We start from the raw sequence: 13,942 nt of genomic DNA, 5'->3' as shown, positions 1-13,942 counted from the left end.
GTCACTCGTCAGTAGGAGAAGGCCATCGGGCGGTCGGCGTCATCGTCGTCGTGGCCGCCGATCTTCGTGGGTGGGTTGAGGTCGTCGTCCGTGAGGTCCGGCGGTCCCGCCTTGACGTACTTCACGAGCAGCTTGACCTCGACGACGGCGAGCGCCGCGTAGAGCAGGGTGAAGACGATCATCGACGCCAGCACCTCACCCTGGGACGTGCCGGGGGAGACGGCGTCGGCGGTGCGCAGCACCCCGTAGACCACCCACGGCTGCCGGCCCGTCTCGGTGAAGATCCAGCCCCAGGAGTTGGCGATCAGCGGGAAGAGCATCGTCCACAGGGCGACGAGCCAGTACAGGCGGGCGAATCGCGGGCCGAGCGCCTTGTTGCGGAAGAGCACGAGATTCGGCACCTCGTCCTCGCCGGTCCGCAGCGCCTTCGGCAGCAGGAACTTCCGGCGGGTCAGCCAGAGTCCGAGGAGGCCGATGCCCAGCGACGCCATGCCGAAGCCGATCATCCAGCGGAAGCCCCAGTAGGCGACGGGGATGTTGGGCCGGTAGTCGCCGGGACCGTACTTCTCCTGCTCGGCCTTCTGCACGTCGTTGATGCCGGGGACGAAGGAGTCGAAGTCGCTGTGGGCGAGGAAGGACAGCAGGCCGGGGATCTCTATGGCGACCTTGTTGTGGCCCTCGTCCACGTCCCCGTACGCGAAGAGCGAGAACGGCGCGGGCGCCTCGCCGTCCCACAGGGCCTCGGCGGCGGCCATCTTCATCGGCTGCTGCTCGTACATGATCTTGCCGAGCGTGTCGCCGCTGACGGCGGTGAGCAGGCCGGCCGTCACCAGGGTGACCAGTCCGAGCCGCAGCGAGGTCCGCATCACCGGGACGTTCTGCCGGTGCTTCGCGCTCTTGCGGCGCGCGAGGTGGAAGGCGGAGATGCCGACCATGAACGCGCCGCCGACCATGAAGGCCGCCGTCATGGTGTGGAAGAACTGGGCGAGCGCGGTGTTCTGGGTCAGTACGGTCCAGAAGTCGGTCAGCTCGGCCCGGCCGCGCTCCTCGTTGATCCGGTAGCCGACCGGGTGCTGCATCCAGGAGTTGGCCGCCAGGATGAAGTAGGCGGACAGGATCGTGCCGATCGAGACCATCCACATGCAGGCCAGGTGGATCTTCTTCGGCAGCTTGTCCCAGCCGAAGATCCACAGGCCGATGAAGGTGGACTCGAAGAAGAAGGCGATCAGCGCCTCGAAGGCGAGCGGGGCGCCGAAGACGTCGCCGACGAAGCGGGAGTAGTCCGACCAGTTCATGCCGAACTGGAACTCCTGCACGATGCCGGTGACGACACCCATGGCGATGTTGATCAGGAAGAGCTTGCCCCAGAACTTCGTCGCCTTGAGGTACTTCGGATTCGACGTCCGCACCCAGGCGGTCTCCAGGCCGGCGGTCAGCGCGGCGAGGGAGATCGTGAGCGGGACGAAGAGGAAGTGGTAGACGGTGGTGATGCCGAACTGCCATCGCGCGAGAGTCTCGGGAGCCAGTGCGATGTCCACGTCGTCTCTCTCCTTCTCCTGACGAGCCGGGCCTTGTACGTGCCCTGGTGAACGGCCTTGCGAACGGGGTTTCGAACAGGCTTATAAGGCGGCAGCTTGCCCCATAGATCCCGTTCGGAACGGGAGGAAACGGAAACCAGGGGCGCGCTTGTGAACGCGTTCACATTCACAAGCAAAAGTATGGCGCACGGCCCGACCGGATCTTCAAGGGGGGGGTCCCCTTCGAACATCCAGCCGCGACCGCGCGCCGGAAATCAGCGTGCGAGGGCTCCTCAGATCTGGCTTGAGATCTCCTTGCGGAACGATTCCGCCGTGTGCAGGAACAGGTCGTTCGCCTCGTACTCACCGATCGTGACCCGCACCCCCTCGCCCGCGAACGGCCGGATCGTCACGCCCGCCCGCTCGCACGCCGCCGCGAACTCGGTCGTACGGTCCCCCAGCCGCAGCCACACGAAGTTGGCGTGCGTCGCGGGCACGGTCCAGCCCTGGCCGCGCAGCGCGTCGTACACCCGGGTGCGCTCACCGACCAGCGACCCCACCCGCCCGAGCAGCTCGTCCTCGGCGCGCAGCGAGGCGACGGCCGCGTCCTGCGCGATCTGGCTCACACCGAAGGGCACCGCGGTCTTGCGCAGCGCGGCGGCCACCGGCTCGTGGGCGATCGCGAACCCGACCCGCAGACCCGCGAGGCCGTACGCCTTGGAGAAGGTCCGCAGCACGGCGACGTTGGGGCGCTCCCGGTAGATCTCCACGCCGTCGGGGACATCCCCTCCCCCACCTTCGGCGGCACGGATGAACTCGCGGTACGCCTCGTCCAGCACCACCAGGACGTCGCCGGGCACCCGGTCGAGGAACCGTTCCAGCTCGGCCCGGCGCACGACAGTGCCGGTGGGGTTGTTGGGGTTGCAGACGAAGATCATCCGGGTCCGGTCGGTGATCGCGTCCGCCATCGCGTCCAGGTCGTGGACCTCGTTCGCGTCCAGCGGCACCTTCACCGACGTGGCACCCGAGACCTGGGTGATGATCGGGTACGCCTCGAAGGACCGCCACGCGTAGATCACCTCGTCACCGGGGCCGGAGGTGGCCTGGAGCAGCTGCTGTGCGACGCCCACGGAGCCGGTCCCCGTCGCGAGATGCGAGACGGGCACCCCGAAACGGTCGGCCAGCTCCGCCATCAGCCCGGTGCACGCCATGTCGGGGTAGCGGTTGAACTCACCGGCCGAGGCCAGCACGGTCTCCATCACGCCCGGCAGCGGCGGGTAGGGGTTCTCGTTCGACGACAGCTTGTACGCGACGGGCCCGCCGGTCGCCGCCGGCCTGCCCGGCTTGTAGGTGGGAATGCCGTCCAGCTCGGCGCGCAGCCTGGGGCTCGTCTCACTCACCGCGGGTCCTCCTCGGGCGTTCTGGGGCGTCCCGGGGCGTCCCGGGGGCCGTACACATCATCGGCTCGCCTCATGCGGATGTACGAATGCTGCTCACCTTAAGAGGATTGCCGGTCCCTGCGAATACCGGAGCCCGGACCGGCCGCGCGACCACCGCCGAACCCTCAGCCGAACCCGCCGCGGGACCGGACCCGAACCCGCCCTGGGACCCGCCCCGCGATCGGCTCCAAGATCGGCCCCAGAACCCGCCCCAGGACCGGCCTCCGACGGGGGGAGCGCCCACCCACCTGGCGCGCGCCGGTGGCTCACTCCGTGGCGCGCATCCCCCGTGGGGGTGAGTTGAGACCTCTTCGAGACATCGGACACTCGCCAGGCTCATCCGGCTCCACGCTTGACAGACAACAACCAAATCGCTCAACGACCATGATTTCCAAGCCATTTAAGCGTTGTTGATCATGCAGAAACGTGACTCCTGGGGAGTGAATATGCGACCGGCCTTACCACCTCGATGAGCCCTACTATCGGCTCGCCATGACACCAGCAGGGAAACACCAGGTGAGCCGGACGGACACATCCCGCCGGGGCAGCCGGCAAGGTCGGGCGGGCATCCGGGACGTGGCCGCCGCAGCCGGTGTCTCCATCACGACCGTCTCCGACGCGCTCAACGGCAAGGGACGGTTACCCGACGCCACACGCCGACATGTCCGAGAAGTCGCCGAGCGGCTGGGCTATCGCCCCTCCGCCGCGGCCCGAACCCTCCGTACCGGCAAGTCAGGACTGATCGGCCTGACCGTGACCACGTACGGGGATGAACCTTTCACCTTCACCGAATTCGCCTACTTCGCCGAGATGGCACGGGCCGCGACCTCCGCGGCGCTCGCCCGCGGTTACGCCCTCGTCATCCTCCCCGCCACCTCCCGCCACGACGTCTGGTCGAACGTCGCACTCGACGGCACCGTCGTCGTCGACCCCTCCGACCACGATCCGGTCGTCACCGAACTCGTCCGCCAGGGCCTGCCCGTCGTCTCCGACGGGCGCCCGGCCGGCACCCTCCCCGTCACCGCCTGGGTCGACAACGACCACGAGGCCGCCGTACTCGACCTGCTCGACCATCTCGCCGCGGCCGGCGCCCGCCGGATCGGGCTGCTCACCGGGACCACCACCGACACGTACACCCGGCTCTCCACCACCGCGTATCTGCGCTGGTGCGAGCGCGTCGGGCAGGACCCGGTCTACGAGTCGTACCCCGCGCACGACCCCTGTGCCGGGGCCGTCGCCGCCGACCGGCTGCTCGCCCGGCCCGACCGTCCCGACGCGGTGTACGGGCTCTTCGACCCCAACGGCACCGATCTGCTCGCCGCCGCGCGGCGGTACGGCCTGCGGGTGCCCGAGGACCTGCTGCTCGTCTGCTGCAGCGAGTCCACCGTGTACGCGACCACCGAACCGCCCATCACGACGCTCTCGCTCAAGCCGCGCCGTATCGGCACCGCCGTCGTACAGCTCCTCATCGACGCCATCGAGGGCATCGACACCGGGCGTCCCGTCGAGCAGGTGATACCGACCGAGCTGATCGTGCGGACTTCCTCCCAACGGCGCCCGCCCCGCACGACGGTGAGCGCTCCGAGGTCTCCCGCGAGGGACTGACGCGCGGGGGACGACAGGCGGGGCGCGGGCGGAGCGCGACGGGGTGCGGCGGGGCGCGAACCCCGGCCCCCGGACCGGATGCGGATCGCGCAATTCGGGCGATCCACGCGAAAACAGCGCATGAAACGTGGGTGGAATCGGATTGACCACCCCTGGTGCGTCACACAGGGGTGGCCGCATTCCTATGATGGGCGCACGACACCGCGGACCTTCCCCTACCTCCGGTGGGGATGTCCCGCCCGACCAGGCGGGCCCGAGAGGTGTACGCCAGGCGCGACGGTGGTGGAGGGGTCGATGACGCAGGGGGCCGGGACCGGTCAGGGACCCGTGGTGCGGACGGCGACGTTGCGCGATTTCCGGGTGCCGCCGTACACACAAGTTCCCGTGCAGCCGCCGCCCGGACAGCCGGTGGACCCGGTGGCTTCCGTGGTCGCCGCGGCGTCGGCGTCCGAGCCGTCCGGCGCCCCCGGGGGCCTCGCCGCGGCGCCCCGTACGGATCCGCGCGGCACCCCGCTCCCCGCGCCGACTCCGGTGACCGCGAAGGTGCCTGACGCCCCGTCGCGGCCGGATCCCCGCAGCAGCCTCGTCGCTACGCTGCCCAGCGGCCCGGCCAGGGCCGTCGTACCGCCGCCCCCGACACCCCCCGCACCGGCGCCCGTACCCGCGCCCGTGGCGCCACCCGCGCCCGCCGCCGACGCCACCCCCTCCGACCACCCCGGCAACGCCGTCCCGCGCGACGAGGTCCCCGAGGGCTACACCCCCACCGAACGCGACCTCCCGGTCATCAAGCGCGCCGACAACGCCCGGACGCGCGTCAACCCGGTCGAGAGCCCCGCCGGCACGGACGGCCTCGGCCCGCTCTTCGTCGTCGGCGACGTCCACGGCTATCTCGACGAACTCGTCGCCGCCCTGATCGAACAGGGCCTCGTCGACCACGACGGCAACTGGGCCGCGGGCAACACCCGCCTGTGGTTCCTCGGCGACTTCACCGACCGGGGACCCGACGGCGTCGGCGTCATCGACCTCGTCATGCGGCTCTCCGCCGAGGCCGCCGCCGCCGGCGGCTACTGCAAGGCCCTGATGGGCAATCACGAGCTGCTGCTGCTCGGCGCCAAACGGTTCGGCGACACCCCCGTCAACTCCGGGGCCGGCACCGCCACCTTCCAGGCCGCCTGGCTGCTGAACGGCGGTCAGAAGACGGACATGGAGCGTCTCCAGGACGTCCATCTCCAGTGGATGTCCCGGCTCGACGCCCTCGTCGAGGAGGACGGGCATCTGCTGATGCACTCCGACACGACCGCGTATCTCGACTACGGCGCCACCATCGAGGACGTCAACGACAACGTCCGCTCCATCCTCACCCGCAACGACGCCGACGAGTGCTGGGACATCTTCCGCAAACTCACCAAACGCTTCGCGTTCCGCGACAACGGCGGCCCGGAGGCCGCCCGGGAGCTGATGGCCGCGTACGGCGGGCGGCGTATCGTCCACGGCCACAGCCCGATTCCGTATCTGCTCGGCGACGTCGGCACCGAGGACGCCTCGGACGGCGAGGAGAGCGCCGGGCCCGTGGTCGACGGACCGCATGTGTACGCGGACGGGCTCGCCATCGCCATGGACGGCGGAGTGACCATGGCCGGAAAGCTTCTGGTCGTACGGCTCCCGTTGCATAACTGAACAGAGTGGGGGCAGGTGATTTCCGTGAACCCCCTGTCACCCCGTGCCGTAACCGCTCTACCATCTGCTTATCCGTAGCAGGCTCTCCTCCGTTTTCGCCAACTGTCCGTTCTCCGCGGGCAATCCGGCCTACGGAGCATCGGGGGATGCACATGAACAGCGCACCGCATCTGCTGAACGAGGATCGCGCCGATTTCGAGCGGATTCTCGACAAGACGCTGCGCCATGCGCACGACCGACCGGATCTGGCCGATGTCGGACAGCGGCTCAACACCGAACAACTGCGCACGATGGCTCTCAACGCGACGTCTCTGATAGCCGCCACCGCCGCGGCCGAGTACGAGCACTACGCGAAGGTCCGGGAGGAATACCGCACCCCGGCCACCTCGCCGGTGGGCAACTCCGTACTGACTCCGGCGGTGCACGGGACCACCGAGACCGGCGCGGGACTCGCCGCCGTCGTCGCCGTCCTGGTGCCGGTCCTCGCGGGCGCGGCGGCCGTCGTCTTCCTGCTCGTCGGCTATCTGCTGAGAATGCTCAGCCCGGTGCCCGCCTTCTCCGACACCCTGCTGACCGTCGGCTGGTTCTTCGGCGCCGTCACGGCCGTCGGCCTGGCGGTGGCCGCCGCCGGGCTGCTGATCACGGCCCTGCGCAACGCCGCGACACAGGTCCCGGCCGGCGAGACGGACGGCTCGTGGCCCGACGAGGTGTCACGGGCCCGCGAGGCGTGGCGCGTCGCCCTACTGAACCGCGGCATCCTGCCGTTCCTGCGCGAGGCCCTGGCCGCGCCCGGCGCGGAGCCGGTGCCGAAGGCCCGCCCGGCGCAGCATCTGCCGAAGATGGGCTACAGCCGCCCGAACTTCTCCAGCCCGGACGACGGCGCCACGGCGGGCCAGCGCCCGACGTTCTCCAGCCCGGACTTCTCCAGCCCCGACTTCGGCGGTCCCGAGCACCAGCCGGAGTGAGGCGCCGCGCCGGACGTTCCGGCCCCCGGAGATCCGCCGGACGGACCCTAGGGCGTGTTGCGAAAGTAGCGCCGTCCGCCCGAAGGGCGGGGCCGACGGCGTCTGGTGCGTGCGATCGCAAGGCGGAGGATCGTTCTCGTACTGGACGTACGTGGATGTTTCCGACAACGCGGCGAGTGCGCGTGCCAGTCGTCGTCGGCCAGGCGGGACTTTCGAAACATGCCCTAGGGCGTGTTTGAGGCCCGGTGGGCGGCCAGTGCCTCGTGGATGGCCGCGATCCAGCGATGGCCGGTGTCGAGCTGGGCGGAGAGCGCGGACAGGCTGTGCTCGAAGGCCGCTGTGGCGTCCGCGGGCGTGAGCAGGCCCATGTCAAGGCGGCACTGGTCCCGGCGGAAACCGGTCATCAGGGTCTCGGAATGGTTCACGCCGAGTTCGGCGGCCTCGGCGGCCATGACCTGTTCGTACAACTCCAGCGCCTCGGCCTGGTCCCCGTGCAGGTGCGACATCCGGGCCAGGCAGTAACTCGCGTTCCGTGTCTGCTTGTTGTCGGGACCCAGAATTTGCGCGTACGAGGAGACCACCTGCCGCAGCTCGTCCCGGGCCTCGGCGTGACGCTCCAGCTTCTTCAAGGTGTGGGCCAGGCAGTGCCGCTCGGACAGCACGACCGAGTCCTGCGGGTCCACGGTGGCGAGCCGGTCCGTCAGCACCGCACGGATCTCCCGCTCGGACTCCGCGGCGCGCCCGCTTCGGCGCATCAGATCGCCGCGCCTGTGCCGGAGCCGCAGAGCCTGGGGACGCACGGGCGAGTGCGCGTCGTCGCTGCCGTCGAACCAGGGGAGGGATCTGTCGAGCACACCGATGGCGTCCGGCTCCCGGCCCTGCTGTTCGAGATTTCTGGTCAGACAGCGTGTCAGGTCCCAGTAGAGGTCCACTCCCTGGCTGCCGGCCGCCTCCAGGTCGTCCAGTACGGACTGATACTCCATCTCCCCCTCGGTCCACCGCTCGGCGGCGTCCAACGCGTGTGCCATCTGGTGGCGTTGGTGCACCGGAAGGAAACGGTGGTTCTCCGGGGAGAGGCTCTCCGTGTGCTCGATCATGGCCTGGTACTCGGCGTTACCCCCCGCCTCGTCGTGGCTGCGCGCCATCATCAGCTGGGCGAGCGTCCCGTGGATGAGCAGCGTGTACGGGTCGTTGGGGCCGAGTGTCCGGCGGCTGGCCAGCAGCAGCTCACGCAGTTCGGCCTCCATCTCGGGATCGGACGCCTGCCCGTGCTCGTACCGGGACACGGCGAGGTCGTAGCGGGTGATCAAGGTCTCCGAGTGATCAGGACCCAGCTCCGCCGACTGCTCGGCCAGCAGGTCCGCGCACTCCCGGACCGACTCCTCGCGACGGCTGCGTACCATCATCAGCTGGCTGAGCAGGCTGTGAGTGATCAATGTGTACGGGTCGTTGGGACCGAGTACGTCGCGACGGGCCTTCCGTACCTTCCGCAGCTCGGCCACCGTCTCGGCCTCGGACGCCTGATCGCTCTCGTATCGGGAGGCCACGAGGTCGTGGTGGGTGATCAGGGTCTCGGGGTGGTCCGGGCCCAGCAGGACCGACTGTTCGGCGAGGACGTCCGCGCACTCGCGCACCTGTTCCGCGTCGCGCGGGAACTGGGCGCCGACGAGGAGACCATCAAGGCGGCGTGGTCCGGCGGGCTCAGCGCCACGGATCTGGTCTGGCGGGAGCTGGACGCCGCCGAACACCCCTGGCTGCTGGTGCTCGACAACGCCGACGAGCCCGCGTGGCTGGCGGCGGAGACCGGCGTCCCCGGTGACGGCACCGGTTGGCTGCGGTCCAGCCGGGCCGGGCTGACCGTGGTGACCTCGCGGGTCGGCAGTCCCGGTGTCTGGGGGCACGAGGCGGACACCCACCGGATCGGTGTGCTGAGCCCGGCCGACGGGCGGGACGTGCTCCTGGACCTCGCCGGGGAAGCGGGCGATCCGGCCGAGGCGCAGGTCCTCGCCGAACGGCTGGACGGGCTGCCCCTGGCCCTGAAGCTGGCGGGGTCCTATCTGGCCCGTTCGGCGCGCGGCGCCGGGCTGTTACGGCACCGGGGTCCCCGGTCCGGCGGGCGGCTGCGGAGCTTCGCCACCTACACCGAAGCGCTGGGCGAGGCCGGGGCGGGCTTCCTCGACCAGGGCGAACACCGGCGGCTCGACGAGGCGGGCACGGAGCGGATGCACCGGAGTCTGGTGGGACGCACCTGGGAGCTGTCCCTCGATCTTCTGGAGGAACAGCGGCTTCCGGAAGCCCGCTTCCTCATGCGGCTGCTGTCCTGCTGCGCCCCGGCGCCCTTCCCCGTCGAACTGCTGGACTCCGAAACGCTCCCGTCGGCAGCGGAACCCGACCAGGCGGACCGGGCCCTGGAGGCGCTGATCGATCTCAGCCTGGTCGATGTCGTCGACATCGCCCCGGACGGCGAGGGGGCGCCGGTGCCCTGCCTGGTCAGCCACCGGCTGGTGCTGGAGGCCAACGCGCTGCGGCTGGCCGACAGCGCGGCCGGCGAGCGCCGGGTCATCTGGCGCGCCATCGCCCGGATCCTCGAAGGGGGTACCTCGGTCGTCGCGGAGCAGCCGGCCAACTGGCCCTGGTGGCGGCTGCTGGGCCCGCACATCGCCGCCGCCCTCGCCGCGGCCCCGGATACGGCCCCGGATACGGAGACGGACGAGGAGGTGCTGCTGCCCTTGCTGCGCGCCGGACTCGCCGCGTTCGCCTTCTACGTCTTCGCGGGCTCGGACACGGCCGGTGAGCTGGCCCGGCTGCTGGCCCTGCGCGGCGCCGCGCTCGCCCCGGACCACCCGGTGCGGCTGTCCGTCCGCCACCGCGTGGCCATCACCGCGCTCGACGCGACCTCGCGCATCCCGGTGACCAGCCGGTCGGACGTGGAGGCGGACAGCCAGAAGACGCGGTATCCCCGGTCCCGGGCCTGCCGCGCCAGATTCAGCGCCACGGTGGTCTTGCCGCAGCCGCCCATGCCGAAGAGGATCTGCGCCCTGCTCTCGCCCTGGGCCAGTCGGCTCTCCAGCCGGTCCAGCAGCTCGTCACGGCCGCGGACTCTGGACGGCAGCTCCCCGTACGGCGGACGGATGGAGAAGGTCCCGGGGCCGCCCGTCCGGCCGGACGGCGGGGGTACGGCTTGCGCCTCGGCGCCGGCGTCGATATCGGCGTCGGTATCGGGCCGACCGCCGTCCCTGATCGCCCGCTTCTCCTCGTCCACGGCGTCCCTGGCCGCGTCGTACACCGTGCGCCAGGCCCGGTCGGGGGTGACATCGCAGCCGCGCAACAGGACCGCGAGCGTCTGCCACGTGGGGACGCGCCGACCGGTGAACGCGTCGGAGATCGTCGTACGGCCGATTCCGGTGCCGGCGGCCAGTTCCCGTACCCCGGAGTAGCCGGCTCGCCGCGCCACGGTCCGCAGGCGGTCCGCCAAGTCCCTTACCGCCTGGGGCACCTCGGGAACAACCTGCCCAAATCCCGCTACCACGCGATCCCCTCCCCGTGTCCCCTGCACCGCCTCCGAGCCTATGCCGGTGTCCGGCCGGACGTCCCCCGGACAGCGGACACCGAGTCTCCGCGCAGGTCCACGCCGCGCTGTCCGCCCGCTGTCCGGCGGCCGTTGGGGACAGCGGCACACCCGAATACCAAGGAGGCAGCGGCGGACAACGCCGCGTCACCGGAGGGAAAAGGGGAACGGGGAAATGGAACTGCTCATGGCTGGGGCGGATTTCGTCCAGGCACACGCGACGGAACTGTCGGTGGGGATCGGGGCGCTGCGACTGGCCCTCGACACGGTGCGGGGCGTCCGGTCACTGCTCCGCCGGCGCCGGTCGGGTCACCCGGTGGACGGCGGAGACGGCGGCCCGGCCCCGGGCGTCGGTACCGGCGAGCGGCCCTGAGACCCGCCACACCGGAACACCGCGCGCTGACGCGGCCGGCCGCTCCTCGGCAACGTCCGTAGCGGCCCGTACGAACTCGCGGACGCGTTGCGTGGTGTTCCCCTCCAGCCCGACCGGTCCCCGTCCCGCTCGAACCCCGCCGAGGTCACCTCCGGGTACCGCACCACGGGGTGTTCCGCGACTACTTCGACGGACACGGACTCCTCGTCGGCGAGCGGATGCCCGGCGGCGGGCGACGGCGAGCACCCGTTTCGGAGATCCGGTCCAGCATGATCCCCCAGCGTTGAATCGGACTCAACGATCGTATTCCGATCCTGCCTTGCTGGCGGATCCTCCCCAGAGGATCGTGAAGAGCGTTCATTCGGCCCGCACCATCACATCGTTCTGGAGAAGAAGTGACCTCTCTGCGCGTCAAGGCATTCGACCACGTTGTCCTCAATGTCGGGGATGTCGAACGGGCCCTGCGCTTCTACGTCGGCAGCCTCGGTCTGGAGCCGGTACGCGTCGCCGAGTGGCGCGCCGGAAAGGCCCCGTTCCCCTCCGTGAGAATCACCCCCGAAACCATCATCGACCTGGTCGGTCTTCCTCGGGGAGAATCCAACGTCGACCACATCTGCCTCACCGTGGAACCGCTGGACTGGGACGAGTTCATCAGGTCAGCGACCTTCCCCGTGCTCGAAGGACCCGTCGAGCGCTTCGGCGCACGGGGCACCGCCACGTCGGTCTATGTCCAGGACCCGGACGGCAACACGGTGGAACTGCGCTGGTACCCGCAGGACACCACGGCCTGACCCCCCTCAGGAGCCCGGTCCGGGCGGGGCCGGCCGCCCGGACCGGGCTCCTGGGACGAATTCAGCCACCGACGCGTCGCGTCAGTCCGCGAGCGGCAGGTACACCCTGTTCCCGCTCTCGGCGAACTCCTTCGACTTGGCCGCCATGCCCGCCTCGATCTCGTCCCGCGAACCGCCGTGGTCACGGCGGATGTCATGCGAGATCTTCATCGAACAGAATTTCGGTCCGCACATCGAGCAGAAGTGCGCCGTCTTCGCCGGCTCCGCCGGCAGTGTCTCGTCGTGGAACTCCCGCGCCGTGTCCGGGTCCAGGGCGAGGTTGAACTGGTCCTCCCAGCGGAACTCGAACCGCGCGTCCGACAGCGCGTCGTCCCACTCCTGGGCCCCCGGGTGCCCCTTGGCCAGGTCCGCCGCGTGTGCCGCGATCTTGTAGGTGATGACGCCGGTCTTCACGTCGTCGCGGTTCGGCAGGCCCAGGTGTTCCTTGGGGGTCACATAGCAGAGCATCGCCGTGCCCCACCAGGCGATCATCGCGGCGCCGATGCCGGAGGTGATGTGGTCGTACGCCGGGGCGATGTCCGTCGTCAGCGGGCCGAGGGTGTAGAACGGCGCCTCCTCGCAGATCTCCTGCTGGAGGTCGATGTTCTCCTTGATCTTGTGCATCGGGACATGGCCCGGACCTTCGATCATCGTCTGCACGTGGTGGCGCTTGGCGATGGTGTTCAGCTCGCCCAGCGTGCGCAGTTCGGCGAACTGCGCCTCGTCGTTGGCGTCGGCGATCGAGCCGGGGCGCAGGCCGTCGCCGAGGGAGTACGTGACGTCGTACGCCGCGAGGATGTCGCACAGCTCCTCGAAGTTCTCGTACAGGAACGACTCCTGGTGGTGCGCCAGGCACCACGCCGCCATGATCGAGCCGCCGCGCGAGACGATGCCGGTCTTGCGGCGGGCCGTCAGCGGCACGTAGCGCAGCAGGACGCCGGCGTGGACGGTCATGTAGTCGACGCCCTGCTCCGCCTGCTCGACGACCGTGTCCTTGTAGATCTCCCAGGTCAGCTCCTCGGCCTTGCCGTCGACCTTCTCCAGCGCCTGGTAGAGCGGCACGGTGCCGATGGGGACGGGGGAGTTGCGCAGCACCCACTCGCGGGTGGTGTGGATGTTGCGGCCGGTGGACAGGTCCATGACCGTGTCGGCGCCCCACTTGGTGGCCCAGGTCATCTTGTCCACCTCCTCCTCGATGGAGGAGGTGACCGCGGAGTTGCCGATGTTGGCGTTGACCTTCACCAGGAACCGCTTGCCGATGATCATCGGTTCGATCTCGGGGTGGTTGACGTTGGCCGGCAGTACGGCGCGGCCTGCGGCGATCTCGTCGCGTACGACCTCGGGCGCGACGTTCTCCCTGATGGCGACGTACTCCATCTCCGGGGTGATGTCACCGCGCCGTGCGTACGCGAGTTGGGTGACCGCCTGTCCGTCGCGGCCCCGGCGCGGCTGGCGCGGGCGGCCGGGGAAGACCGCGTCCAGATTGCGGAGGCCACCGCGGGGCGAGGTGTGCTTGAGGCCGTCGTCCTCGGGGCGCACGGGGCGGCCCGCGTACTCCTCGGTGTCGCCGCGGCCGACGATCCAGTTCTCCCGGAGCGGGGCGAGACCGCGCCGTACGTCGGTCTCGACGGTGGGGTCGGTGTACGGCCCCGACGTGTCGTACAGCGTCACGTCGTCGCCGTTGGTGAGGTGCACCTGGCGTACCGGCACCTGGAGGTCGGGGCGGGAGCCCGCCACATATCCCTTGTGCCAGCCGATGGGTCGTGCGGCAGGCGTGCGTGTGTCCTGAACGGTCATTTGAGACCTACTCCCTACGCCGGCATTACCCGGTAACAGGTTCGGCGGTCGACGCAGCTCAGGGGTTCGGGGAAGCCCCGAACTCCACAGTCAGCGTCCTCTCAGCCCGGTGCTCCGAGCTCCCGCGTGTGTAAAGGCAACACCACGCTAGCGCGATGTCGGGCGTGCTGA

The 13,942-nt window shown here is 70.0% G+C and carries 10 protein-coding genes, 1 pseudogene and 1 riboswitch; of the genes and pseudogenes, 6 read left to right on the top strand and 5 right to left on the bottom strand.

Annotated features, from left to right (window positions below; all coding sequences use genetic code 11):
* Positions 1 to 8: 8 nt before the first annotated feature.
* A complete protein-coding gene (locus OG700_RS20005) occupies positions 9 to 1,538 on the bottom strand; it encodes a cytochrome ubiquinol oxidase subunit I (protein WP_405615452.1) in 1,530 nt (509 codons plus the stop codon).
* 272 nt (positions 1,539 to 1,810) lie between these two features.
* Positions 1,811 to 2,917: a histidinol-phosphate transaminase gene (gene hisC / locus OG700_RS20000; protein WP_405615450.1), complete on the bottom strand. Its 1,107-nt coding sequence runs from the start codon at positions 2,915 to 2,917 to the stop codon at positions 1,811 to 1,813.
* Positions 2,918 to 3,448: 531 nt separating this feature from the next.
* Between hisC and OG700_RS19995 the strand changes: the two genes are divergently transcribed.
* The 3 genes from OG700_RS19995 to OG700_RS19985 all read left to right on the top strand — a co-directional run bounded on the left by OG700_RS19995 (position 3,449) and on the right by OG700_RS19985 (position 7,203).
* A complete protein-coding gene (locus OG700_RS19995; RefSeq protein ID WP_363240062.1) occupies positions 3,449 to 4,561 on the top strand; it encodes a LacI family DNA-binding transcriptional regulator in 1,113 nt (370 codons plus the stop codon).
* 294 nt (positions 4,562 to 4,855) lie between these two features.
* Entirely contained in the window at positions 4,856 to 6,238 is a 1,383-nt protein-coding gene (locus tag OG700_RS19990) for a metallophosphoesterase (protein ID WP_405615446.1), read from the top strand.
* Between the two features lie 146 nt (positions 6,239 to 6,384).
* A complete protein-coding gene (locus OG700_RS19985; RefSeq protein ID WP_405615444.1) occupies positions 6,385 to 7,203 on the top strand; it encodes a hypothetical protein in 819 nt (272 codons plus the stop codon).
* 224 nt (positions 7,204 to 7,427) lie between these two features.
* Here the strand turns inward: OG700_RS19985 and OG700_RS19980 are convergent, their stop codons facing one another.
* Positions 7,428 to 8,837, bottom strand: coding sequence for a tetratricopeptide repeat protein (locus tag OG700_RS19980; RefSeq protein ID WP_405615442.1), 1,410 nt, complete (start codon positions 8,835 to 8,837; stop codon positions 7,428 to 7,430).
* On the opposite strand from OG700_RS19980, the gene OG700_RS19975 reads away from it, so the two are divergent.
* The gene (locus OG700_RS19975; RefSeq protein WP_405615440.1) at positions 8,781 to 10,640 is read left to right on the top strand and encodes a hypothetical protein; all 1,860 of its coding nucleotides are present in this window, start codon (positions 8,781 to 8,783) and stop codon (positions 10,638 to 10,640) included. The two genes, OG700_RS19980 and OG700_RS19975, sit on opposite strands and share 57 nt — an antisense overlap.
* Here OG700_RS19975 and OG700_RS19970 read toward each other — a convergent pair.
* Positions 10,565 to 10,732, bottom strand: a pseudogene (locus tag OG700_RS19970) (hypothetical protein); the annotation flags it as partial. The gene OG700_RS19975 and the pseudogene OG700_RS19970 overlap by 76 nt on opposite strands.
* Before the next feature lie 226 nt (positions 10,733 to 10,958).
* On the opposite strand from OG700_RS19970, the gene OG700_RS19965 reads away from it, so the two are divergent.
* On the top strand, positions 10,959 to 11,144 hold the full coding sequence (locus tag OG700_RS19965) for a hypothetical protein (RefSeq protein ID WP_405615438.1): 186 nt from the start codon (positions 10,959 to 10,961) through the stop codon (positions 11,142 to 11,144).
* Positions 11,145 to 11,548: 404 nt separating this feature from the next.
* Positions 11,549 to 11,935, top strand: a complete 387-nt coding sequence (locus OG700_RS19960) for a VOC family protein (RefSeq protein WP_405621825.1) — start codon at positions 11,549 to 11,551, stop codon at positions 11,933 to 11,935.
* Positions 11,936 to 12,016: 81 nt separating this feature from the next.
* Here the strand turns inward: OG700_RS19960 and thiC are convergent, their stop codons facing one another.
* Positions 12,017 to 13,771 carry a phosphomethylpyrimidine synthase ThiC gene (gene thiC, locus OG700_RS19955; RefSeq protein WP_405615436.1) on the bottom strand — a complete coding sequence of 585 codons (1,755 nt, stop codon included), beginning with the start codon at positions 13,769 to 13,771 and terminating at the stop codon, positions 12,017 to 12,019.
* A riboswitch (TPP riboswitch) is annotated at positions 13,766 to 13,907 on the bottom strand. It overlaps the preceding gene by 6 nt.
* Positions 13,908 to 13,942 lie beyond the last annotated feature (35 nt).

The sequence above is a fragment of the Streptomyces sp. NBC_01508 genome (genome assembly GCF_045040315.1).
In the GTDB taxonomy this organism is placed as follows: domain Bacteria; phylum Actinomycetota; class Actinomycetes; order Streptomycetales; family Streptomycetaceae; genus Streptomyces.
The sequence above is the reverse complement of the archived record's forward strand: the minus strand, read 5'-3'. Positions and strand labels throughout refer to the sequence as shown.

What these genes read in the sequence shown, in the direction of transcription:
- OG700_RS19965 (WP_405615438.1), top strand. Translation starts at nt 10,959, where the DNA reads ATGGCTGGGGCGGATTTCGTCCAGGCACACGCGACGGAACTGTCGGTG.
- OG700_RS19995 (WP_363240062.1), top strand. Translation starts at nt 3,449, where the DNA reads ATGACACCAGCAGGGAAACACCAGGTGAGCCGGACGGACACATCCCGC.
- OG700_RS19990 (WP_405615446.1), top strand. Translation starts at nt 4,856, where the DNA reads ATGACGCAGGGGGCCGGGACCGGTCAGGGACCCGTGGTGCGGACGGCG.
- OG700_RS19985 (WP_405615444.1), top strand. Translation starts at nt 6,385, where the DNA reads ATGCACATGAACAGCGCACCGCATCTGCTGAACGAGGATCGCGCCGAT.
- thiC (WP_405615436.1), bottom strand. Translation starts at nt 13,771, where the DNA reads ATGACCGTTCAGGACACACGCACGCCTGCCGCACGACCCATCGGCTGG.